Source organism: Sandaracinobacteroides hominis, from assembly GCF_016464365.1.
Taxonomy (GTDB): domain Bacteria; phylum Pseudomonadota; class Alphaproteobacteria; order Sphingomonadales; family Sphingomonadaceae; genus Sandaracinobacteroides; species Sandaracinobacteroides hominis.
Genome location: NZ_JADCUC010000007.1, coordinates 104,723 through 127,371, shown reverse-complemented (window position 1 = coordinate 127,371; position 22,649 = coordinate 104,723). Strand labels below are relative to the sequence as shown.

21 protein-coding genes are annotated in these 22,649 nt (G+C 67.0%); 6 read left to right on the top strand and 15 right to left on the bottom strand.

Annotation, left to right across the window (positions count from 1 at the left end):
• Positions 1–6 precede the first annotated feature (6 nt).
• Positions 7–759 (bottom strand): phytanoyl-CoA dioxygenase family protein, encoded by a 753-nt coding sequence (locus IM784_RS14575; RefSeq protein WP_199556068.1) that lies wholly within the window; start codon positions 757–759, stop codon positions 7–9.
• Between the two features lie 63 nt (positions 760–822).
• A complete protein-coding gene (locus tag IM784_RS14570; protein WP_328799556.1) occupies positions 823–1,710 on the bottom strand; it encodes an aldo/keto reductase in 888 nt (295 codons plus the stop codon).
• A 30-nt stretch (positions 1,711–1,740) separates the two neighbouring features.
• On the opposite strand from IM784_RS14570, the gene IM784_RS14565 reads away from it, so the two are divergent.
• Entirely contained in the window at positions 1,741–2,826 is a 1,086-nt protein-coding gene (locus IM784_RS14565) for a Gfo/Idh/MocA family protein (RefSeq protein ID WP_199556067.1), read from the top strand.
• A 27-nt stretch (positions 2,827–2,853) separates the two neighbouring features.
• Here the strand turns inward: IM784_RS14565 and IM784_RS14560 are convergent, their stop codons facing one another.
• From IM784_RS14560 to IM784_RS14535, 6 genes are read right to left on the bottom strand one after another with little or no spacing between them, the layout of a single operon-like run.
• Positions 2,854–3,717: an RDD family protein gene (locus tag IM784_RS14560; RefSeq protein WP_199556066.1), complete on the bottom strand. Its 864-nt coding sequence runs from the start codon at positions 3,715–3,717 to the stop codon at positions 2,854–2,856.
• Positions 3,707–4,729 carry a stage II sporulation protein M gene (locus IM784_RS14555; protein WP_199556065.1) on the bottom strand — a complete coding sequence of 341 codons (1,023 nt, stop codon included), beginning with the start codon at positions 4,727–4,729 and terminating at the stop codon, positions 3,707–3,709. The genes IM784_RS14560 and IM784_RS14555 overlap by 11 nt, the downstream gene beginning before the upstream one ends.
• Positions 4,726–6,036 carry a DUF58 domain-containing protein gene (locus IM784_RS14550; RefSeq protein ID WP_199556064.1) on the bottom strand — a complete coding sequence of 437 codons (1,311 nt, stop codon included), beginning with the start codon at positions 6,034–6,036 and terminating at the stop codon, positions 4,726–4,728. Before IM784_RS14550 ends, IM784_RS14555 begins: the two co-directional genes overlap by 4 nt.
• Positions 6,033–6,998, bottom strand: coding sequence for an AAA family ATPase (locus IM784_RS14545; protein ID WP_199556063.1), 966 nt, complete (start codon positions 6,996–6,998; stop codon positions 6,033–6,035). Before IM784_RS14545 ends, IM784_RS14550 begins: the two co-directional genes overlap by 4 nt.
• Positions 6,995–8,197 (bottom strand): hypothetical protein, encoded by a 1,203-nt coding sequence (locus tag IM784_RS14540; protein WP_199556062.1) that lies wholly within the window; start codon positions 8,195–8,197, stop codon positions 6,995–6,997. The genes IM784_RS14545 and IM784_RS14540 overlap by 4 nt, the downstream gene beginning before the upstream one ends.
• The gene (locus IM784_RS14535) at positions 8,194–8,853 is read right to left on the bottom strand and encodes a DUF4129 domain-containing protein (protein WP_199556061.1); all 660 of its coding nucleotides are present in this window, start codon (positions 8,851–8,853) and stop codon (positions 8,194–8,196) included. The genes IM784_RS14540 and IM784_RS14535 overlap by 4 nt, the downstream gene beginning before the upstream one ends.
• Positions 8,854–8,984: 131 nt before the next feature.
• Between IM784_RS14535 and IM784_RS14530 the strand changes: the two genes are divergently transcribed.
• Complete coding sequence (locus IM784_RS14530) at positions 8,985–9,731, top strand: hypothetical protein (protein ID WP_199556060.1); 747 nt, start codon at positions 8,985–8,987, stop codon at positions 9,729–9,731.
• A 25-nt stretch (positions 9,732–9,756) separates the two neighbouring features.
• Here the strand turns inward: IM784_RS14530 and IM784_RS14525 are convergent, their stop codons facing one another.
• Positions 9,757–10,938: an acyl-CoA dehydrogenase family protein gene (locus tag IM784_RS14525; protein ID WP_199556059.1), complete on the bottom strand. Its 1,182-nt coding sequence runs from the start codon at positions 10,936–10,938 to the stop codon at positions 9,757–9,759.
• A gap of 63 nt (positions 10,939–11,001) precedes the next feature.
• Between IM784_RS14525 and IM784_RS14520 the strand changes: the two genes are divergently transcribed.
• From IM784_RS14520 to IM784_RS14510, 3 genes are all read left to right on the top strand, one after another.
• Positions 11,002–12,114, top strand: coding sequence for an S-(hydroxymethyl)glutathione dehydrogenase/class III alcohol dehydrogenase (locus IM784_RS14520; RefSeq protein WP_199556058.1), 1,113 nt, complete (start codon positions 11,002–11,004; stop codon positions 12,112–12,114).
• The gene (fghA, locus tag IM784_RS14515) at positions 12,114–12,938 is read left to right on the top strand and encodes an S-formylglutathione hydrolase (protein WP_199556057.1); all 825 of its coding nucleotides are present in this window, start codon (positions 12,114–12,116) and stop codon (positions 12,936–12,938) included. The genes IM784_RS14520 and fghA overlap by 1 nt, the downstream gene beginning before the upstream one ends.
• 292 nt (positions 12,939–13,230) lie before the next feature.
• The gene (locus IM784_RS14510) at positions 13,231–13,551 is read left to right on the top strand and encodes a DMT family transporter (RefSeq protein WP_199556056.1); all 321 of its coding nucleotides are present in this window, start codon (positions 13,231–13,233) and stop codon (positions 13,549–13,551) included.
• Positions 13,552–13,672: 121 nt separating this feature from the next.
• On the opposite strand, the gene IM784_RS14505 is transcribed toward IM784_RS14510, so the two are convergent.
• Genes IM784_RS14505 through IM784_RS14485 form a run of 5 tightly spaced genes read right to left on the bottom strand, consistent with a single transcriptional unit; the run spans position 13,673 to position 21,315 of the window.
• On the bottom strand, positions 13,673–14,362 hold the full coding sequence (locus tag IM784_RS14505) for an ABC transporter ATP-binding protein (RefSeq protein WP_199556055.1): 690 nt from the start codon (positions 14,360–14,362) through the stop codon (positions 13,673–13,675).
• Positions 14,349–15,017 carry a molybdate ABC transporter permease subunit gene (modB, locus tag IM784_RS14500; RefSeq protein WP_199556054.1) on the bottom strand — a complete coding sequence of 223 codons (669 nt, stop codon included), beginning with the start codon at positions 15,015–15,017 and terminating at the stop codon, positions 14,349–14,351. The genes IM784_RS14505 and modB overlap by 14 nt, the downstream gene beginning before the upstream one ends.
• Before the next feature lie 16 nt (positions 15,018–15,033).
• Positions 15,034–15,792: a molybdate ABC transporter substrate-binding protein gene (gene modA, locus IM784_RS14495; RefSeq protein WP_199556053.1), complete on the bottom strand. Its 759-nt coding sequence runs from the start codon at positions 15,790–15,792 to the stop codon at positions 15,034–15,036.
• Between the two features lie 43 nt (positions 15,793–15,835).
• Positions 15,836–18,118 (bottom strand): patatin-like phospholipase family protein, encoded by a 2,283-nt coding sequence (locus tag IM784_RS14490; protein ID WP_199556052.1) that lies wholly within the window; start codon positions 18,116–18,118, stop codon positions 15,836–15,838.
• A gap of 44 nt (positions 18,119–18,162) precedes the next feature.
• Complete coding sequence (locus tag IM784_RS14485) at positions 18,163–21,315, bottom strand: DUF748 domain-containing protein (protein ID WP_199556051.1); 3,153 nt, start codon at positions 21,313–21,315, stop codon at positions 18,163–18,165.
• Between the two features lie 201 nt (positions 21,316–21,516).
• Between IM784_RS14485 and IM784_RS14480 the strand changes: the two genes are divergently transcribed.
• The gene (locus IM784_RS14480) at positions 21,517–22,101 is read left to right on the top strand and encodes a DUF4136 domain-containing protein (protein ID WP_199556050.1); all 585 of its coding nucleotides are present in this window, start codon (positions 21,517–21,519) and stop codon (positions 22,099–22,101) included.
• Between the two features lie 37 nt (positions 22,102–22,138).
• On the opposite strand, the gene IM784_RS14475 is transcribed toward IM784_RS14480, so the two are convergent.
• Positions 22,139–22,609 carry a MaoC family dehydratase gene (locus IM784_RS14475; RefSeq protein WP_199556049.1) on the bottom strand — a complete coding sequence of 157 codons (471 nt, stop codon included), beginning with the start codon at positions 22,607–22,609 and terminating at the stop codon, positions 22,139–22,141.
• Between the last annotated feature and the right edge of the window lie 40 nt (positions 22,610–22,649).

The following is a 22,649-nucleotide window of genomic DNA, read 5'->3' as shown; positions in this document are numbered from 1 at the left end:
CGGGGGTCAGGCGAACGTCACTTGCCGGCCGCCCTGGACGATGGGGATGGCATTGCGGCGGAGCTGGCGGGTGCCGGGGTTCAGCATCGCCTCGGCGGTATATTGCGCCAGATAGACGCGGCGCGGCTTGTCGGTGCTGTTGGAGCCGGTCGCGTGCAGCGTGTGGCTGGAAAAGGCGACGATGCTGCCGGCGGGCACTTCGACCGCCACGGCGGCGGCTTCATCGACATCGACCGCGATGTCCTTTGTCTCGTCGCGCCAGATGTGCGGGGCGACGCCGCCGGTCTGGCTGCCGGGCACCAGCCGCACGGTGCCGTTGGCGACGGTGGCGTCGTCGAGCGGAATCCAGCAGGTGAGATAGGGGAGGTGATCCTCAGGCCCGCCATTGTGGATCACATAGCCGGAATCCTGATGCCAGCTGAACGAGGTGCCGCCATCCGGGCCCTTCACGACATATTGGTCGAAGAAGAAATAGGCGGTGTCGCCCAGCGTCGCGCGGCAAACATCGGCCATCAGCTCGCTGAACAGCAGGCGGCGGAGGTCCGGCTGCTCGCGCTGGCATTCGTTGGCGAAATAGCGGCGGCCGCGGATGGTGATGCCCAGCGTGTCGGCTCCGGCGGCGTCTAGCCTTGCGTCCTCGCGGGCGACGAAATCGTCGCAATTGGCGCGCAGCAGTTCCAGCTGCTCGTCGGAAAGCGCGCGCTCGAAGACGGCAAAGCCGTTCTTCCGGAACTGTTCCGCCTGATCCGCGAACCGCATGTCCGTCCTTTCCCGCCCCGAATCCAGCTTAGAAACCAGTGCGCGGCGATAATCAATTGCCGTTCAGGGCAGCTTCTGCCCGGTCGAAGCCTCCAGCACGGCATACCATTCCGCCCGCGTCCAGCTGACGGCAAAGGCGCCCTTCGCCTCGCGGATGCGATCGGGCTGCTGGCTGCCGACGATGGGGATGGGCCGCGCCGGATGCGCCATGATCCAGGCATAGGCAGCGGCAGAGCGGGAGACGCCGGAGGCATCGGCCTTGGCCTGCAGCAGGGCGGAGACGGAGGACTCCTGCGAAACGGCGCCGCGCCCCAGCGGCGACCAGGCGAGCACCGCGAGATCCAGCTCCATCGCCTGATGCAGAACGCCGTCCCAGATCGGCGTGCTGTGCCAGGCGGAAAATTCCGGCTGGATGGTGGCGAGCGGGAATGGCAGGTGCGCCTGCAGCGCCCGCACTTCGGCGACGGAGAAGTTGGAGACGCCGACGGCGCGCGTCTTGCCCGAGGAGACCATGGCGGCCAGCGTGTCGGCGAGGTCGGCCGGGTGGGTAAGGAGATCGGGGCGGTGCACCTGCCACAGATCGACCTGCTCGACGCCCAGCCGCCTGAGCGAGGCGTCCAGCGCGGCGGCGAGATAGGTGGCGCTGCTGTCATAGGGGACGCCGGGGATGATGCCGCCCTTGGTCGCCAGCACCATGCCGCCGCGCAGCTGCGGCGCCGCGCGGAACACCCGGCCCAGCAGCGCCTCGGCAGCGCCAAACGCCTCGCCATTGTCCGGGCCATAGATGTCGGCGGTGTCGAACAGGTCGATTCCTGCCTCCAGCGCGGCCTCTACACGGGCCTGCGCCGCCCGCACATCGTCTCCGGCGAAGCGCCACATGCCCCAGGCAATCGGCGAAACGGTCAGTCCGCTCTTGCCGAGCGGCACGGGTTGGGGCGAAAGGGGTGTCACAAAAATCCTCCCTGGAAGCTGGGCACCGGTATGGCACGCAGGATCCGCTATGGCATTGTTGGCACCGGAATGATGGGTTGCGAGCATATCCGCAACATCCGTCTGCTGCCCGATGTGGAGATTACGGCGATTGCCGACCCGGTGGAACGTTCGCTGGAGTGGGCGGACGGCAATCTGGGCGCGTGGAAGCCGGCGCGTTTCCGCAGTGCCGCCGAGCTCGCCGAAAAGGGCGAAGTGGATGCGGTGGTCGTCGTTTCGCCCAACAACACCCACCGCGAGGTGCTGGAGCAGCTGTTTGCGCGCGACGTCGCCATCCTCTGCGAGAAGCCGCTGGCGACCACCATCGCCGACGCGCAGTGGATCGTCGAGCAGGCGGCGAAATCCGCCGCGCCCTTCTGGACGGCGATGGAGTATCGCTACATGCCCCCCGTCGCCCGCTTCATTCAGGAGGTGCACGGCGGCAAGGTGGGGAAGCTGCAGATGCTCTCCATGCGCGAGCACCGCTTTCCATTTCTGGTGAAGGTGGGCGACTGGAACCGTTTCTCGCGCAACACCGGCGGGACGATGGTGGAGAAATGCTGCCACTTCTTCGACCTGATGCGGCACATCACCCAAAGCGAGGCGGTGCGGGTCTATTGTTCGGGCGCGATGGACGTGAACCATCTGGACGAGCGCTATGGCGGCGAAAAGCCGGACATACTCGACAACAGCTATACGGTGGTGGACTTCGCCGACGGCACGCGGGCGATGCTGGACCTCTGCATGTTTGCCGAAGGGGTGGAGAATCAGGAAGAGATTTCCGCGACCGGCGACAGGGCGCGGCTGGACGTGCTGGTGCCACCGGGCGAGCTGGTGTTTTCCCCGCGCGTGCCGCTGGGCGCGCCGAAGCAGGTGGTGCGCGAGCGGATCGAGGTGGACGAAGCGGCGATGGAGGCCGGCTCGCACCATGGCGCCACCTTCCACCAGCATGAGGCCTTTGCCCGCGCCGTGCGCGACGGCGGCGCCGTGGAAGTGACGGCGCTGGACGGGCTGAAGGCGGTGACGATCGGCGCCGCCGCCGAGCTGAGCGCACGCGAGAAGCGGGTGGTGGAGATCGCCGAGCTGACCCGCGGCTGAGCCGCTATCTAGTCCGGCGGCTGAGGCCTAGCCGACGGCGTGCTTGTCGGCCTTGCGCTTGCCGAACAGCAGGTCCTGCTCCAGCCGTTTTCGCAGCGCGGTGTAGTAGGTGTCGAGGAACAGGCGATCGTTTTCGCGCGGGATCCGCCCGTAGCTGCCGATCTTGTTGCGGATGGCGGCGGCGGCGACCGCCAGCCCGTCCGGGTCCTCGGCGCGCAACAGGCGTTCCAGCGCCTGCAGCTCGAACACGCCATAGATGGCCAGCTGCCGGTCGGTGAAAGGCGGGGTGGCGACATGGGCGCGGGAAAGATCTTCCAGCAGCGTGCGGCGCGGCGCGGCGATGACCCAGGTGCCGGCCAGCAGGTCGCCGATGCGCAGCCGGTCGCGGTTGAGCAGCGGGAAGGCGAGCAGCATCACCGTCCAGCCCAGCCCCAGCAGCGCCAGCAGGCCGGTGACATTGTCCGTGCCGGCCTGGACCAGAAGGAAGGTCAGCGGCAGATACACTTCGATCTCGCGGATAAGGTTGCGGGCGATCACCGCATCGGCGGTCAGCCGCTCGCCGCCGCGGGCGCAGACCCGCAGGCCCATGATGCGCTTGCCGAAGGTGGCGCCGCGCGGCCCCAGCTCCATCAGGATGAAATAGCCGTTCCGAAGCAGGAAGAAGCCGAGCAGCCAGACGACGGCGATAAACTCGACATTGTCCCTGCTGCCCACGGCGAGCAACGCCATCCCCACCAGCAGCGTGAGAGCGATGAGCAATCCCAGCATGATCAGCAGGTCGATGACGAACGCAGAGACGCGGCTGCCGCCGTCGGCCAGTTTCAGCCGCAGCGCGACGCCCTCGGGCGTGACCAGATCGCGCTGCAGCGCGGCTTCCGCGTCAGCGCGCATGCTGGTCCCGCCCTTCTCGTTCCCGCCCTTCTGCTTCTCTCCCGGCCCAGCCGAAATAGACGGTCCACAGCAGCAGCACGCCAAGGCCGATGCCATAGCGCCAGCCGACATGGCCGATGGTCTGCCGCGCCACACCTTCCAGCAGCCCGGCGAGGAACAGCATGAGGACCACGCCGATCATCGCCCGGGAGGCCGTGCGGCCGGCGGCCTTCACCGACGTCACGCGATCCTGCTCGCCGGGGAACAGCACGGCGAGGCCGATCCGCAGCCCGGCGGCGCCTGCAACGGCGATGGCCAGCAGCTCGGTGGTGCCGTGGATCAGGATCCAGCCCATGAACTGCAGGCCCAGACCCTTGCTGGCAAACAGGACGGCCATCGCCCCCAGCATGGAGCCGTTATAGACCAGCAGCAGCAGGGTGGGGATGCCGAAGGCGAAGCCAAGCGCGAAGCAGGTGATCGCCATCTGCGAATTGTGGGTGAACAGGAAGGTGGAGAAGACCGCGAGGCCCTCGGATTCCCCCGATGCGTCGAGCGTTTCGGCCAGCGATGCAGGCGTGGCGCTGAAATCGCGGCCCGACGACATCTCTGTCGGCACCAGCATCGCGTACCATTCGGAATCCGCCATCACCAGCAGCGCCCCCGCCGCGATCCCCAGCAGCAGGAACAGGGTCGCAGCCAGAAGTTCGCGCCACAGCGAGCGGACGGCGGCCGGCCAGTCGCGGCGAAAGAAGCTGGCGATGCGCTTCACCGGCGAACTGCGCACGCCATAGACGAACAGATAGGCCCGCGCGCAGAGCACCTCCAGATAGGCGATCAGCTCGGCGTCGAGCGAGGTCTCGCGCGCGACCGACAGGGCTGAGAGCGCCGTGCGATAGAGGATCGGCAAGGCGAGCAGATCATCGTCGGACAATCTGCGCGCGCCGCGCCTTTCGGCGATGGTCAGGATCGACTCCAGTCGCTGCCAGTCGGCCTCGTGGGCGACGCGCAGGGGGTGGGCGACGGGGGCGGTCATGCCGGCCTCCCGCGGGCGAGCCGGGTCCAGGCGCGGACCAGCACGGCCCCCACCTGCGCATGATCGGCCTGCAGCACATGCACACCTTGCCGCTGCAGCCGGGCAATCACCAGCTGGCGTTCGCGCAGCAGGGCGCCGGCGGTCGCGGCGCGGGTCACGGCCTCTGCCGTTTCCGGCGGCGCGGCGGCGATTGCCTCCAGCTCGGCATGGCGCATCACCACGAAGATCAGCATGTGCCGCCTGACCAGCGGGCCGACTGCATCGAGCATCAGCGCGGCGCCGGTGGAATCGGCGAACTCGGTGAACACCACCAGGTGCGAGCGGCGCTTCAGACCGGCGGCGATGGCGGACAGGCCCAGCGTGAAGTTGGTTTCGGCCGGCGAATAGTCGATGCCGGCGGCCGCCTCCTGCAGCAGCGGGAAGGCCCTGAGGCCACCGACCGGCGGCAGGTGCACCCGCGGCCTTGCGTCAAAGGCGGCGATTCCGGCACGGTCGCCCTGCCGCAGCGCCACATTGCCCGCCAGCAGCGCCGCCGAAATGGCGTGGTCGACGCGCGGGATGCCGTCCAGCGGATCGGACATGGCGCGGCCGCAATCGATCGCCAGCACCAGATTGTTGTTGGTCTCGGCCCGGAATTCCTTGGCGAGCAGGCTGTGGTGGCGCGCCGATTGCTTCCAGTCGATATGGCGGCGGTCCATGCCCGGGCGGAAATCGGCCAGCGCCTCGAACTCGGTGCCGGCGCCCGCCTGCCGGCGCGACATCAGTCCCCAGGCGCCGGCCTCTGCCAGCAGCTGCGGCGCCTGCTCGCGCACAGGCCGGATATCGGGCAACACCCGCACGCGCAGGCCGGGATCCAGCGTGCGGGTCTGCTGCAGCAGGCCCAGCGGCCCCTGCCAGCGGCACCAGAGCCGGTCGAGCGCGGCGGTCCCGCGCCTCAGCGTCGCGTGCGGCAGGGTTGCCGGTCCGGCCGCAGGATCGAACGTTCCCGGCCCCTGCCAAAGTGGCTGCAGCAGCGGATCACGGGCCAGCGCGATTTCGACGCTGGCGGGGGCGCTGGCCGGAAAGCCGAGCGAAAGCCGGACATCCAGCGTCTCGCCGACGCCGATGCTGCGGGGCGCCGCCGCCTGCACCGCAAGCCGGCCGGCCTTCGGCGACACCGCCCAATCCAGCAGCATCAGCAAGGCCAGAAGCAGCAGCAGCCCCAGTATCGCCGCCCAGGCATTCGGCGCACGGACAGCCAGCAGCAGCGCCAGCGGCGACGCCAGCGCGACGATCAGGATCAGCTTGGGCGTCGGGGAAATGCTCAACGCGGCGCGCCCACCTCTTCGATCAGGCGGGCCAGGATGCCGTCGGCGCGACGTCCCTCGATCTCCGCTGCCGGCGACAGGATCAGGCGGTGGCGGAGCGCCGCCGGGGCCAGCGCCTTCACATCGTCGGGGATCACATAATCGCGGCCCTCCAGTGCGGCGCGGGCGCGCGCGGCGCTGGCAAGCATGGCGCCGGCGCGCGGAGAGGCACCGCACTCGATGTCCGGCGTTTCCCGCGTGGCACGGACGAGGCGCACCACATAGTCGACGACTTCGGGCACCATCGGGATGGCCGCCACTTCCGCCTGCGCCGCAGCGATCTGGCCCGGCGCGACCACGGCGGACAGGCCCAGCGCCTCCGGCCGGACGGTGCCGATCCGCGATCCGTGCAGGGTGACGATGGCGGCCTCTTCCGCGGCATCGGGATATTGCATCTGGTGCTTGAAGAGGAAGCGGTCGAGCTGCGCCTCGGGCAGCGGATAGACGCCCTGATGCTCGATCGGGTTCTGCGTGGCGACCACCAGGAAATGTTCGGGCAGCGGCAGGGTCTGGCCGTCGATCGTTACCGAGCGTTCCTGCATCGCTTCCAGCAGAGCGGCCTGCGTCTTGGGCGGGGTCCGGTTGATTTCGTCGGCGAGCAGCAGCTCGCAGAAGATCGGCCCCTTGGTAAGCGTGAAACTGCTGGTCTGGAAATTGAACAGGCTGGAACCCAGGATGTCGCCGGGCATCAGGTCTGGCGTGAACTGGATGCGGCCATAGTCCAGCCCCGTCACCCGCGCGAAGCACTGGGCCAGAAAGGTCTTGGAGGTGCCCGGCGGGCCCTCCAGCAGCATGTGGCCGCGCGCCAGCAGGGCGACCAGCAGCAGGTCGATCGCATCGTCCTGGCCGACGATGGCGCGCTGCAGCTCGGCGCGGATGGTGTCGCGCAGGATGCTTATCTGTGCGCCGATACTGGTGCTCATCGACCCGTGAGTTCCTTCTTCCATTGAAACAGCGATTGGGCCGCTGACAGCAGCCCGGTCTTGTCGGTTGCGGCGCGCAGCTCGGCCGAGCGCGCGGACCACAGCTTGTCGGCGGGGCTGCGTCGGTCCAGCCAGCCGTCCAGCGCTTCGCCGGCCAGCCCGGCGGGGGCGCCGGTTTCCTGCGCGGCCTGTGCGCCCAGCAGCTCGGCATAGCCCGCCCCGGCCAGATGCTCGCGCCGGGCCATCGTCAGCAGCCCGGCCATATTCTCCACCAGCGCCGTCGAGCCGAGCGCGATGGCGTGCGGCGGTGTGCGGGCAGGGCCAAAGCGGATCAGCGCCGCCCAGGCGGCCAGCAGCGCCGCCACCGTCAGCAGCAGCGTCAGGGCAACGAAGGGCGGCTCGAACAGCAGCGTCAGCAGGCTGCGCTTCCCGCCGAAGCCGTTGACTGTCACGTCGAACAGGATGGGCGCCTCTGCATCGTTGCGCAGCGCCTCCAGCAGCGCCACGGCGTTGCGCGCACCTGCCAGCGTGCGAAGCGACTGGTTGTTGAGGAGGTCCGGATCGGCGAGAATATAGGTCTGGGTGTCGCGCTTCACCGCCAGCACGACCAGCCCCTCGGGCGTCGCCAGCAGCGGCTCCAGCTCGGCTCCCTTCAGGCTCTGCAGCCGCTCCGGCGCGGGCATGTGCAGGCCAGCCAGCACTTCCGAGCCGATCAGCTGCCGGGCACCGGCCTGTTCCGATCGCTGTGCCAGGCGGACATCCGCAACCGGCTCGATCAGTCTGGAAAGATAGCCGGTATCGAAGACATCGTGCCGCACCACCCAGCCCGGCACGGCGGGATGCGGCGACGTCACCCATTTCGGCAGGATGTAAAGCGTGGGCAGGACCTTGCGCGCCTCGACCACCGATTTCAGCACGTCCGCGTTCTGCATCGGTTCGAGGGTGACGACCATCAGCTCCTCGGAAGCGATTGCATCGGCATCGCGGACGATTACCGCCCGGTCGCTTTCAAGGCGCAGCAGCTCGACGATGCCGGCAAAGCCGGTGCCGCCACGCGACAGCGCATGCGCCTGCCCGTCGCCCGAGCCGCGCCATTGCGGCGCATAGGCAAAGAGAATGAGGAAGGCAGCGAAGGCCAGCGCGCTGGCAGCGACGATGCCGATGATGAGACGCGGGTTGAACGGGCTGTCGCGTGTCATCGCGGGCCGCTCCGGCCTCTGGTCCAGCCCTCGGCTCCGGCAAAGCTGGCATAGGCGGCGCGGCAGTCTGCCCAATCCGTGGCGTTGAGCGAACGGCGGGCGAAAAGGCTGCGCTCCACCAGCGCGACGATTGCGCGGAAATGCGTGGCCGGTCGCGCCGGCAACAGCGCGGATCCGCCCAGTTCGCGGCTGGTGAGGGTGGGGCGGACTTCGCCCGGAAGCCGCTTGTCCATCTCCTCGATGGTGCGGGCGAGCAGGGTGTGGGCGGCCTCGTCATAGCGGCCCGCTCCGGCCAGCGCGTCGGCCTCCGCCAGCAGTTCGCGGGCGGTTTCTTCCGTGGGCTGCAGCAGGTGCGGGGCTTCGGGTGCTGGGCGGCGGCGGAACCAGCCCGGCAGTTTCAGGCGGCCGGGCAGCAGGGCTGCCGCGATCAGATAGAGGAGGATCAGCGCGCCGATGCCGACGATGGTCCAGAAGATGGCTGGCAGGAACGGTTCCAGCACCTTCAACGCCTGCCCCAGCCATTTCAGCCAGTCGGGAACTTCCGGCTGCTGGAACGGTGGCAGCTCGAACTGGATGGACCTGCTTTGCAGCAGCTCGGCATGCGCGTGGGCGAACTGTTGCTCTGCACCGATCTCCGCACCTGCACCTTCGGCCAAACCCGAGCTCCAACCCGATACGCTTACACAAGCTGTACTTCTATTCATGGCTGACGGCGGCGTGCAAGATGAAACCGTCTGGACAGGTGCCATAAGTTTCGCACACATGCGGACAGTTGAAGGAGAGTTGCGTGGCGTATGGTGTGGGTGAAAAGATCGGCATCGGGCGGGTACTTTCGAACGGGTTCCTGCTGTTGCGGCAAAACGCCGTTCCATTCCTGATACTTGGCTTTGTGTTCTATGGCTTTCCGGGGCTGGCGGCTGCGGCGGTCCGTGGTTTCCCGACTGCCACGCAGCAATTGCAGGCGTCATTCGGGGCGGCTTACTTTGTTCCGCTGCTGCTCACGCTGGTGGGAAGCCTTGTGGCGCTGCCGGCGATGCTCCGCTTCCTGGGGGAGAAGCGGGCCGGGGAAACGCCGGAACTTGGTGGGATGCTGCTGGAGGGACTGAAGCTGGCGCCTGCGACGTTTGCGGTGCTGTTGCTGCACTTGCTCGCCAGCATGGTCGGCTGGCTGTTCCTGCTGGTGCCAGGGATCATCATCTACATCATGTTCTGCGTTTCGCTGCCTGTGCTGACCGAGGAGCGGGCGGGGGTGACCGGCAGCCTGAAGCGAAGCCGGGAACTGACCAAGGGGTCGCGCTGGCGCATATTCCTGCTGCTGCTGATCGGCTGGCTGGTGCTGATGGTGATTTCAGCGCCCATCTATGCGGCGGTATTCCTGTCGCCGGACAGCGGGGTGTTGAACGCACTCATCAGCGCAGCCGCCAACACGATCTTCCTGCCGCTTTCGGCGACGATGCTTGCGTCGCTCTACTTCGAGCTGAAGGACGTGCGCGAAGGTGCCGGCACCGAGACGCTGGCCGAAATCTTCGCCTGATGAAGATTGCCGGAAGGGGGCGGCTTCAGGCCGCCCCTTCCAGCTCCTTCAGCATGTTGCGGGCGATGAGCAGCTGCAGGATCTGCGTGGTGCCTTCATAGATGCGATAGAGCCGGGCGTCGCGGAAGAAGCGCTCGGCTTCATACTCGGCGAGATAGCCTGCGCCGCCGAAGATCTGCACGCAGCGGTCGACCACGCGGCCGCACATTTCAGACGCGAACATCTTGGTGGCGGAGGCCTGTATCGTCGTGCGCTGGCCTTCGTCTGCCATGCGGCAGGCATCGGCCAGCATGCATTCCGCCGCGTAGATTTCAGCCTGGCTGTCGGCCAGCATCGCCTGGATCAGCTGGAAGTTGCTGATCGATTGCCCAAAGGCCTTGCGGTCGACGGCATACCGCATCGCACTGTCGAGCGCGCGCCTTGCATAGCCGGTGGCGGCCGCGGCGACCGAGAGCCGGCCGTTGTCGAGGCTTTTCATCGCATGTTCGAAGCCCTTGCCTTCCTCGCCGCCCAGCAGCGCGTCTGCCGGGACATGGACGTCCTCCAGGATGATGTCGGCTATGGTGGCGCCGGCCTGCCCCATCTTGCGGTCGGGCCGCCCCACGGTGACGCCCGGCGTGTCGATCGGCAGGATGAAGCCCGAGACGTGGCGGTTTTTCGGCAGGTTTTCCGCGTGGGTGCGGGCCATGATGAGGGCGATCTTCGCCTGCGGGGCGTTGGTGATGTAGCGCTTGGTGCCGTTGAGGACGTAGCCCGAACCCGACTTCACCGCGCGGCATTGCAGTGCCGCTGCATCCGAGCCTGAACCGGGCTCCGTAAGCCCGAAGCTGGCAATCGCGCCGGCCGCCAGCTGCGGCAGCCAATAGCTTTTCTGGTCCGCCGTGCCGCCGTTCTTCAGCGCCGAGGCGACCATGCCGACACCGATGGAAATCGCCGAACGATAGGCCGGCGCGGCATAGGCCAGCCGCCGGATCGTCTCCACATATTGCGAGACATTCATGCCGGCGCCGCCATAGCCCTCGGGGATGGTGATGCCGAACAGGCCCATGTCGCGCATCTCGTCGAGGATCTCGGGCGGCACCGCATTCGCTTCGATCATCTGCGGCTCGGCGGGGATCAGCCGCTCCCGCACATAGCGGCTCAGCTGCTCGGCGAAGGCGGTGAAAACCTCCTCGTCCATCCCACCCCGATGACTGATAGCGGGCATTTTCCCCTCCCCTTCTCGCATTTCCGCTTTTATGGCGGGGGGATATAGCTGGAGGCAAGATTCATGAAGACGCGCGCGGCAGTAGCATTCGAGGCGAAGAAGCCGCTGGAGATCGTGGAAGTCGATCTGGAAGGCCCGAAGGCCGGCGAAGTGATGGTGGAGATCAAGGCCACCGGCATCTGCCACACCGACGCCTACACGCTGGACGGACTGGACAGCGAAGGCATCTTCCCCTCGATCCTGGGCCATGAAGGCGCCGGCATCGTCGTCGAGGTGGGCGCAGGCGTCACCAGCGTGAAGCCGGGCGACCATGTGATCCCGCTCTACACGCCGGAATGCCGCCAGTGTAAGTCCTGCCTCTCCGGCAAGACCAACCTCTGCACCGCCATCCGCGCCACGCAGGGCCAGGGGCTGATGCCGGACGGCACCAGCCGCTTCAGCTACAAGGGGCAGACCATCTTCCACTATATGGGCTGCTCGACCTTCTCCAACTACACCGTGCTGCCCGAAATCGCCGTGGCGAAGGTGCGCGAAGACGCGCCGTTCGACACCAGCTGCTACATCGGCTGCGGCGTCACCACCGGCGTCGGCGCCGTCACCAACACCGCCAAGGTGCAGGTGGGCGAAAAGATCGTCGTCTTTGGCCTGGGCGGCATCGGCCTGAACGTGATCCAGGGCGCGCGGATGGTGGGCGCCGACGTGATCGTCGGCGTGGACATCAACCCCGACCGCGAGGAGTGGGGCCGCAAGTTCGGCATGACCCACTTCATCAACGGCAAGGGCAAAAGCCGCGAAGAGGTGATCGCCGAAGTGCTGGCGCTGACCGACGGCGGCGCAGACTATAGCTTCGACGCCACCGGCAACACCGAAGTGATGCGCACGGCTCTGGAATGCTGCCACCGCGGCTGGGGCACCTCCATCATCATCGGCGTCGCCGAAGCCGGCAAGGAAATCACCACCCGCCCGTTCCAGCTGGTGACCGGCCGCAACTGGCGCGGCACGGCCTTCGGCGGCGCCAAGGGCCGCACCGACGTGCCGAAGATCGTCGACTGGTACATGAACGGCAAGATCGAGATCGATCCGATGATCACCCACCGCCTGCCGCTGGACCGCATCAACGAAGCCTTCGACCTGATGCACCGGGGCGAAAGCATCCGCAGCGTGGTCGTCTTCTGATGGAAAAGCTGCAGGATTGGCAGAGCCACGGCGGGCGGCAGCAGGTGTGGAAACACGCCAGCACCGCCACCGGCACCGATATGGTCTTCTCGATCTTCCTGCCGCCGGGCGACGGACCGTTTCCGTTGCTCTGGTTCCTCTCAGGCCTTACCTGCACCCACGCCAACGTCACCGAAAAGGGCGAGTTCCGCGAAGCCTGCGCCCGGCTCGGGATCGCCTTCATCGCCCCCGACACCTCCCCGCGCGGCGAGGGCGTCGCCGACGACACAGCCTATGATCTGGGTCAGGGCGCGGGCTTCTACGTCGATGCGACGCAGGCGCCATGGGCGCCGCACTTCCGGATGTGGAGCTACATCACCGAGGAACTGCCCGCCCTTGCTGCGCAGCATTTTCCGCTCGACATGGCCCGCCAGGGCATCACCGGCCACTCCATGGGCGGCCATGGCGCGCTAACCGTGGCGCTCCGCAACCCCGATCGCTTCCGCTCCGTTTCCGCCTTTGCCCCGATCGTCGCGCCCTCGCAGGTGACGTGGGGCAAGAAGGCCCTCGGCGCATATCTCGGCCCGGACCGCGCAGCATGGGCGCAGCACGACACGGTCACCCTCATCGAAGCCGGCGCCCGCGTGCCCGAGATTCTGGTCGATGTAGGCGGCGCCGACAGCTTCCTCGACGAGCAGCTGAAACCCATTCTGCTGCGCTCGGCCTGCGACGCGATGGAGGTGCCACTGACGCTGCGGGTGCAGCCGGGGTATGACCATAGCTATTATTTCATCTCGTCGTTCCTGGCCGAGCATGTGGCCTGGCACGCGGAGCGGCTGACGTAAGCGGGCCTCCGGCGGCCAAGGGCTTTGCCGGCCCAGCGCCATCAGGCGATGGCCAACAAGAACCCAAGGGCTCTGCCCTTGGAACCCGGAAGGGGTCTTGACCCCTTCACCCCTTTCAGTTTTGATTGGGCTTCTGGCGGCTAGGCAGCTCGGGTTGATTGCCTGCGGCGCTGGTTTGACTTGGGGGGTGGTGCTTCCTACATCGGCGGCGCGGTGACCACGTTCCCGTCCCCTGACTTTGGGGTGCTCAAGACCGGGACGGCCCGGCGGCTTTCTGAAGGAGGCTGCTGCCATGCCATGGGTTTATCTTGTCGTCGCCGGTGTTCTTGAGGTCGTCTGGGCCTTCTACATGAAGCAATCGGAGGGCTTCACGAAGCCCGGCGCTGCGGCGATCACGCTGATCGCGATGTTTGCAAGCTTTGGCTTGCTCTCGCTGGCCATGCGGTCGCTGCCGCTGGGCACAGCCTATACGGTCTGGACCGGCATCGGCGCCGTCGGCGCATTTGCCGTCGGCGTGCTGGTGCTGGGGGAGCAGGCGACGCCGATGCGGATTGCGGCTGCCGGGCTGATCGTGGGCGGGCTGGTGCTGATGAAGATGTCATCGCCTTCCTAGCGCCGCAGGCAATCAAGCCACGCGTCGACCCCCGCCTACGCGGGATGACGCAGAGATTGCTGGGGTGCAGGGGATAAATTCCCCTGCCGGGTGCAGGGCAGAGCCCTGCCCGCCGGAGGCTTCAGGCAACCAGATCGCGCACCAACTCCGACGCCGGGCGCGCGATCACCTCCGCAGTAGGCCCACACTGCACGATCCGCCCCGCCTCCAGGATCGCGATGCGGTCGGCAAGGTGGGCGGCGTCTTCGATGTCGTGGGTGACGAGGATCACCGGCATATCGAGGCTCGCGCGCAGGTCGCGGATGGTTTGCGCCAGCGCCCGGCGGGTGGGGCGGTCGACGGCGGAGAAGGGCTCGTCGAGGAGGAGGAGCCTGGGTTCGCGGGCGAGGGCGCGGGCCAGCGCCACGCGTTGTTGCTGGCCGCCGGAGAGTTGGGCGGGGCGGCGGTTTTTCAGGTCGCCGAGCTGGACGGCGGCGAGCAGGCGGCGCGCGGCGGTTTCGTCCGGCGCGGCGGCCATGACATTCTCGAGCGCGGTCTTGTGCGGGAAGAGGGCGTAGTTCTGGAAGAGATAGCCGAGGCGGCGGCGGTGTGGGGAGAGGCGGATGCCGGCGTCGCTGTCGAACCAGCTTTCGCCGTTGACGCGGATGTGGCCGCTGCCGCCGGGAAGCAGACCGGCGATGGCCTTCAGGATGCTGGATTTGCCGGCGCCGGAGCGGCCGATGAGCGCTAGGATTTCGCCGGGGGCGACCGTGAGAGCGAGGTCCAGCGGGACCGGCGTGGTCGCCCGCAGCGCGAGATCAAGCCCCGACATTGGGTCGCTTTCGGCTGAGGGCAAAGGTGAGGGCGACGGCGGTCAGCGAGATGGCGAGGAGCAGCGCCGACATGCTGGCGGCGGCGGCGTTGTCCAGCGCCTGCACACGATCGTAGATGCTGAGCGCGAGGGTTTTCGTTTCGCCGGGGATGGCGCCGCCAACCATCAGCACGACGCCGAATTCGCCCAGCGTGTGGGCGAAGGCGAGGACGGCGCCGGTGAGGATTCCGGGCGCCGCGAGCGGCAGTTCGATCTGCCGGAAGCTGGCGAGGGGGGAGAGGCCGCAGGTGGCTGCCGCGTGGCGGAGATCCTGTCCGACGGCTTCGAAGGCGCGCTGGGCCGGCTGCACGGCAAAGGGGATGTTGACGAGGATCGAGGCGGCGAGGATGCCGGGAAAGCTGAAGGCGAGGCCCTGGCCGAAGAGCTGGGTCCAGAGCTGGCCGACGGGGGAATGCGGGCCCATTGCAGCGAGCAGGTAGAAGCCCAGAACGGTGGGCGGCAGCACCAGCGGGAGGACGACGAGCGCCTCGATGAAGGGCTTGCCGCGCCAGCTGGTGACGGCAAGCCAGCGGCCGAGCAGGATCGCGGGGGGCAACAGCAGCAGGACCGTGAACAGGCCGAGCCGCAGCGAAAGGGCGAGCGCTTGCCAGTCCATCAGAGCGGCGGGGCCACTAGCGTGGGGGCGGACTGTAGCCGTAACGGCTGAGAACGGCCTGCCCTTTCGGGCCGAGCAGCCAGTCGTGAAAGGCGCGGGCATCGGCGCCGGCGCCCTTCAGCAGCACCATGCGCTGCACCAGCGGCTGGTGCCAGCTGTCGTTGACGACGGCATAGCGGCCCTTGAAGCCCGGGCTTAGGACGAGCGAAAGCGAGACAAAGCCGCCGTCGGCGCCGCCGGTGGTAGCGAACTGGAAGGCCTGTCCGATATTCTCGCCCACCACCAGCCTGGGCTGGGCGAGCTTCCACAGCTCCAGTCGCTGCAGCACTTCGCGGGTGCGGGTGCCATAGGGGGCGGTTTCGGGGTTGGCGATGGCCAGTTTTTTCAGGCTGCCGTCGGTGAGCGCGCGGGTAAGACCCTTCAGCTTGGGATCGACCACCAGCCGGGAGCCGGGTGGGGCGACAAGGGCGAGGCGGCCGACGGCATAGGCGGTGCCGCGATCGACGGCCAGTTTCTGCTCGGCCAGCTTGAACACATGCGCCTCGTCGGCGGAGAGGAAGAGCTGGTAGGGCGCGCCGTTCTGGATCTGCTGCACCAGATTGCCCGACGCGGCATAGGTGATCCGCACAGATTTGCCGGTGTCGCGGGCGAAGGCGGCGGCGGCTTCGTCGAGGGTATAGCGCAGGCTGGCGGCTGCGGCGACGGCAGGCGGGGCCTGCGCGATCGCTGGGGCGGCAACCAGAAGCAGCAGGGCGAGAAAGATCCGGCGCAGCATGGCGATGGTTATGGCCGGATATAGCCTCGTTGGAAAGCCGCGGTCAGAACACCCGGCCAAGGATCAGGTAAAAGGCGCCGTTGCCCCGGGCGAGACCGGCGGCAAGGAAGGCCGGCCCCAGCGGCGTGTCTGCGCCGACGAACAGGCTGCCAGCCGGTCGCAGACTGTCGAGCCCGACATCTTCGAGCGCGATCCAGGTGTTGCCAACCTCGACGGAGCCCCCAAGATAGACCGGCACGTTGAGGATCGGCGCGACTTCGGACAGCCGGTGATAAAAGATGGCGCGGCCGAGGATCTTGTGGCGGCCGATCAGCTCGTTCGGCTCGAGGCCCGACAGATTCAGAAAACCGCCAAGGCGGAAATCGGCCAGCGAGCGCCCATTGCCATCGGTGGTGAGCCCGATCTCGCCGCCGAAGAGAATGGTGTTGCGGCCCCAGCTGAACGGCTTCTGCACCTTGGCGGTGACGCTGTTATAATCGAGATCGCCGCCGAAGAGGTTGCTGTGATCGGTGTAGGAGGCCTGCGCGAAAACACCCCTCGTCGGGAAATCCAGGCTGTCGAGCTTGTCGGCGGTGAACCGCGTTCGCCAGCTGAGGTCGGTCTGCCCGTCAAAGTCGCCCACCAGCGGGGCGCCGACGATCACGTCCAGATCGACCGCGGCGACGTTGATTCCGGTGCGCAGCTCGCCCCAGTTGCCGAACAGATAGCCGGCTTCGAACGTGCTGCCGACGCGCGAGTCGCGGACCTGGAGGGCGGCTTCGCCATTGATGTAGAAGAAAGTGTCTATGCGCGACCAATAGGGCGTGACTTCGCCGAAGAAGCGGCCCCATTCCTTGTAGAGCCCGGTCGAGAACAGAAGGTCAGAGCCGACGCGGACATCCGTGCGCCATTCCGCGCCGGTGCCGGCAAAGTTGCGGTCGGTATAGGAGGCGCCGATGCGGATGGAGGAGATGCGGTTGAAATCGGTGGTGATGCCCAGCCCGAACTGCATCCAGTTGGCCGATGTCGGATCGCCCTCGGCGCGGATGGTGACGCCTTCGCCCAACGGCAGCCTGCCTTCGGGCGTTCCGCCGCCCTTGGAGGTGGTGATGGCAGGCCGACCGTCGGCAGTTGTGCCTTCTTCGGTGGTGGCGGGGCCGATATCGTAGCGGACGCTGCGGAAGCCACCCAGCGCATAGATATTCTGCAGGTCCTCGGTCATCTTCCGCGCATCCAGCGGTTCGCCGGAGCGGGCACTGACCATCCCCGTGATCTTCTCGCTGGGGATGTCGGAGTTGTTGACGATGTGCACGAAATCGAGCGTCGGCGCATAGCGCGGCGCGCGGGCGGCGCGGGCGGCGATATACGCCCGCCAATCGGCTTCCGAGAGCTGGTAGGGCTTCAGCTTGTCGAGCATGGCAAGGGCCGCCTTGCGGCCGGCGGCGATTCCGTCGACGCTGCGTTCGAACGCCGTGGAGCTGATGTCCGGCTGGTCCGGCAGGATGAGGACATCGGCCGGCGACAGGCTGGCGATGCCGCGCTCGACGCTCTCGCGGCCCAGCAGCAGCTGCATCTGGTCCAGTACCGAGACGAAACTCGTGATGCGGTCGCGGGTGCGCAAAGGCGTGCCGACATTGACGACGATCAACCGCTCGGCTCCCAGTTGCCGCGCCGTGTCGATCGGCAGATTGTCGGCGATCATGCCGTCGACAAGCAGCATGCCGTCGCGCTCGACCGGCGGAAGGCCACCGGGCACCGACATCGAGGCGAAGACGGCGGTGGCGATGTCGCCATTGCCCAGCACCACGGCCTCGCCCGTCTCGATGTTGGTGGCGACGGCGCGGAACGGCAGCGCCAGATGATCGAAATCGGAGACGCCACGGGCGGGGGCCAGATATTCGGCCAGCGTCAGGAACAGCTCCTGCCCGCGCAGCACGCCCTTGGGCAGCACCAGCCCACGGTTGTCGAAGGAGATGCGGTAATCGATCAGCACGTCGCGCTCGTCGCGCTTGCGGCGGAAAGGCAGGCGTTCGCGCGGGATGTCGTCGTTGAAGACAGTGGTCCAGGGGATCTCTTCGGTGATGGCTGTCAGCTGCTGCGCGTCCTTGCCCGAGGCATAGAGGCTGCCCACCACCGCACCCATGCTGGTGCCGGAGATGACGTCGACCGGGATCCGGTTCTCCTCCAGCACCTGCAGCACGCCAACATGGGCAAAGCCGCGGGCGCCGCCGCCGCCCAGCACAAGGCCGATGCGCGGTCGATCTTGCGGTTCGGGCGGCTGGGCCGTCTGGGCAAATGCGGGAAGCGCGAGGGTCACGGCAAGAATCGTGAGGATCGCGCGCAGCATGACTCCCTTCCTAGTGCGGTTGTTGCAGTTGCGAAACGGGATTCTCAGCTGCCTTCCAGTTTCAGTTCCATCCGCGCCTTGCCGTCCTTCTCGGTGGCGGAATCGCGGCCCGAAAGGAAGACCCGGGCCGGGTCGACCTTGTTCTCCCCCTCCAGCAGGGCCAGGCGGACAGCCTCTGCACGCGCCTTGCCCAATGCCGCGAGTTCCTCGGCCGTGGGCGCGAAGGATTTGCGCAGCTCGACCATCAGCCACTCCACTTCGCGGCTGCGACGCGCCTCCTTGTCTTCGCCTTCGGGGCCGGCGGGGAACTCGGGGCCCTTCTTGTATCGGGCCTTGTAGAGATCCTTCAGCCGGTCGTGGCGGGTGGCGAGGTCCATCGTCGACATGTCCGGTGTCTCGCCCTTCTTCACCGTTTTCGGCATGGCGGCGGCGGCGATCTTCTGGTCGGCGAGGCCCTGTGCATCGAGCGGCAGGCCGGGGCCGGAGGGGATGTCGAGACGGAGTTCGGGCTTTTCGCCCAGCCCCTTGGAGATGGTGGCGAAATTCGGCGCGACGCCCGGTGGAATCGCCGCCGATCCGGGGGCGAAATCGATGAACTGCACATCCTCCTTGTCGCCGCCGAACAGCTTGAACGGGGCGGCCAGCGCCTTGGCGAAGAGGTTGCCGATGATCTTCCAGATGATCGGGCCGATCTTGAAGCTGGGGTCGTCCAGCGTTCCGGTAACGGGGACCTCCAGGTCGATGACGCCATTCTTGTCCTTCATCAGCGAGGTGATGAACTTTACCGGCAGGCCGACCTTTTCCTTGCTGTCGGTAGCTTCGCCCCATTCCAGCTGGTCGATGATGATATGGTGCTTCGCGTCCAGCGCCCGGTTGTCGATGGTATAGCTCAGCTCCGTCGTCAGCTTGCCCTTGGCGATGGAATAGCCGGCCCAGCGGCCGGAATAGGGGTTGAAGACCGGCAGTTCGATGTTGCGGAAGGCCATGTCGACTTGTGTGCGGCGATCATATTGCATCGGCGTCATCTCGCCCTTGATCGTCACCGGGGAGAATTTGTCGATGACGAAGCCGCCAAGATCCAGCCTGGCGACGGCGCGCGGGCTGTTGGAGACGTTGGTGACAGTGCCGCCGACGCCCTGCACCTTGGCGGCGAAGTTGGGGCGAAGCGAATAGTCGGCAAAGTCCAGCGTGCCGCCGTCGATGCTGAGCCGCTTCACGGTGACGGGGATGGCCGGCTCGACGACGGGGGCTGCCAGCGCGGCGCGGGCCTTGGCCGCTGTCGCCTGCTTCTCGGCCTCCTCGCGGCTCGCTATCTCACGCCGTTGCGCGCGGGTGAGTTTGGGCTTGGCGGCCTCGACGCCCGCCTGCGGCACCACAACCGGCTCCGGGTTCATGGTGACGAGGCGCTGGAAGTTCATCGTGCCATCAGGGAGGATGACGACCGTGGTGGCCGGGCCGGACAGGCTGGCGCGCTCCACCAGCACCCTCTTCGGCGTCGCGTCGATGCCGGCCAGCGCCAGCCGCTTCCACGCGACGAGGTCGGAGCGGCCGAAGGTCTCGATCAGCTGCAGATTGTCGATGCTGGCATTGCCGGTATAGCCCATTGCCTTCGGGCTGTAGCGCAGGCGGCCGTCGGCGCTGGCCGTGCCGGAGACGATCTCCAGCGCCGGGAAATCGATGGTATAGGGAACGCCCGCCTTCAGCGGGAATCCGGCCATCTTCACGGCAAGATCGGCGCTCGGGGTGGCGGGGCTCACGTCTCCGGTGGCGGAAAAGGCGGTGGCACCGTTCAGCTTGCCGTTCACGCTCAGCTTCAGCGGCCCGTCCAGCTTGCCGTCCTGCCCGCGCGCCGTAACGGTAAGCGGGGCGATGGTCCAGGTCGAAGCGGGCTTCACCGCATGATCGGCAAGTTTCAGCTTCGCGTCCGTCAGGCTGAACTCGCCGATGGCGGGATAGCCGGCAGAAGCGACACCCTTCCTGGCTTCCCGCGCCGGCGGCAGGATCCGCATCAGGCCGATCGTGCCGTCTGGCGCTCGGGTGGTGGCCACGTCCAGACCCGCCAGCCGGATGGCGCCGATCGACAAGGCGGAGGTGGCCGGGACGACGTTGATCCCCTCGACATCGGCCGACTTCAGCGTCGCGGCTTCTCCCTTGGCGGGGCCGGTGCCGACCATCTTGATATCGCGAACGGCGATTCCGCCAACGGCAGCCGTGGTGGCCATCTCGCCGCCGGGCGGGATGGCTGCGGTGAACCTGATGCCCTTGATGTCGACGCGGCCAAAGTCGGTATCGGCATGATAGAGTTCCGGACGGCCGCCGACGTTCAGCGCGGTCAGGCCGAGCTTCGGCAGCGTGGCGGACAGATGCGTTCCCTTGTCGCCATAAGAGGCGAGGTAGGACAGATCGAGGTCGATGCGGCCGCTGTTGAGCACGACGGGCATCAGATCTCCGGCGAACTTCTGCACGCTGCTGGCCTGCAGGTTGCGGATGGCGAGCCCTCCCGACGAGGCGATGGGCGCCATCGACACCTTGCCGATCCAGACGAACTCCTCCTTCTCGTCGCTGACGCCCTCCAGCCGCAAATTGCCGCCCTCGTCGCGGGTGGTGTGCAGGTTCTGCAGGTCGAAGCTGGAGAGGGTGAGGCGGGTATCGGGCTTGTTGGCCTTGGACAGGTCGGCGAGATAGGCGGCGCCGTCGGTGATCCGAAGGTCGGCGATCAGCACCGGCGGGAACGGGTCCGGATTGGGAGGCGGCACCAGCTTCAGCAGGTTCAGCTTGCCGTCGGGCTGGACAATCGCCTTCACCTGCGGCCCTTCGAACAGCACCTCGTCGAAGCGGTAGGAGTCGGAGAAGATCGAGCCGATGGCAAAATCGAGATGCAGCCGGCGAACGGAAACCATCGGCTCTGCAGCCGGGATGGCGATGCCGGACATGTCGACCTTGAAGCCGAACGGATCGACCTTCACGTCGCCGATGGCGAGATCCTGTTTCAGATTCTCGCGCGTCCAGGCCCTGGCCTGATCCTCGATCAGCCTGGGCGCCCACAGATAGCCGGCGGCGGCATAGAGGGCGAGCAGCAGCGCAAGGACGCCGGCGATGAGGAGGAGGATGCGGGTGGAGGGCAGCGAAAAGCGGCGCGCGGCGGATGCGGTCGCACGTTCCGGCATGTCCGTCTCCACTGTCGCCACCTCATTCATGGACCCGCTCCCCAGCCCATCGTTGCGGCCTGCCCCAGCGCACCGCGGGGAACAGTTAGCGCCCCGAAGCGCTTGTTGGTCAAGCCCTTGAGAGGTATGTCGTACAGGAATAGAGTGAGGCAATTGCGCGACGTTGGGCAAAGTTCCGGCACGGGGCCGGGCACAGGAGCCAGACGATCAGACTGCAACAGGGAGACGATAATGAAGAAGGCAATGTGGATTGCACTGGCAACCGCTCCGCTGCTGGCGCTGGCAGCCTGCTCCAGCGGTCCGGACGTGCGGGCGATGCAAGACCCTTCGGCGAACTTCGCTTCCTATCAGACCTTCGGCTTCGAAAATCCGCTGGGCACCGACAAGGCCGGCTACCAGTCGATCGTCTCGCAGCATCTGAAATCCGCCGCGCAGCGCGAGATGGAGGCACGCGGCTACCGCTATGATGCCGCAAACCCGCATCTGCTGGTGAACTTCAACGCCACGCTGAACGACAAGATGCGCGTCGATTCCTATCCCGCGCCGGTGATGGCAGGCGGCTATTATGGTTTCCGCGCAGGGCTTTATCAGCCCTGGCCGATGTATGCGAACCAGACCGAGGTGACGCAGTACCAGGAAGGCACGCTGACCATCGACGTGGTCGATGCGGCAAAGAAGCAGCTGGTGTGGGAAGGCACGGTGACGAAGAGCATCAGCTCAAGCGACACCAAGAACGTCCCGGCAGCGCTGGATTCGGCGGTCAGTGCCGCGTTTGCGAAGTTCCCGACGCCAAGGGCTGCGGCTGCTCCGAAGTGATCTGGGCCGGGGGGCTTCGTGCCCCCCGCCACTGCCGTCAGTGCTTGCCGGCGACCATGCGCTTCACCACATAGCTCAGCACCAGTTCCTCGTTCTGGTTGAACACCTTCACTTCGGAGGTGACGATGGCGCGGTTGTTCTTCGACGTCGGCTTGATGTCGTGGATGTCGAGCGTCGCCCAGATGCTGTCGTTGACGCGCACCGGCCCATGCACCTTCACATGCGCTTCCAGGAAGGCAAGGCCGACGCCCTGGATCACCGACTGGAACAGCAGGCCTTCGATCAGGCACTGGGTGAGCGCGGCCGGAACCGGTCGGCCGGCTATGGCCTTCCCCGGATAGTCGGCGTCGATGAAGATCGCCTCCACCATGCCCGTCACGCCGATGAAGTTGACGAGATCGGCTTCCGTGACGGTGCGGCGGAAGGTACGGCCGACAAGGCCCGGCTTCAGCTCTTCCCAGGTGGGGCCCTTGCCCATCACGGGGGCGGTTTCGAACAGGCTGGTCATGTCGACATTCTCTCCCAAATGGAAGCGGCGGGATATGGCA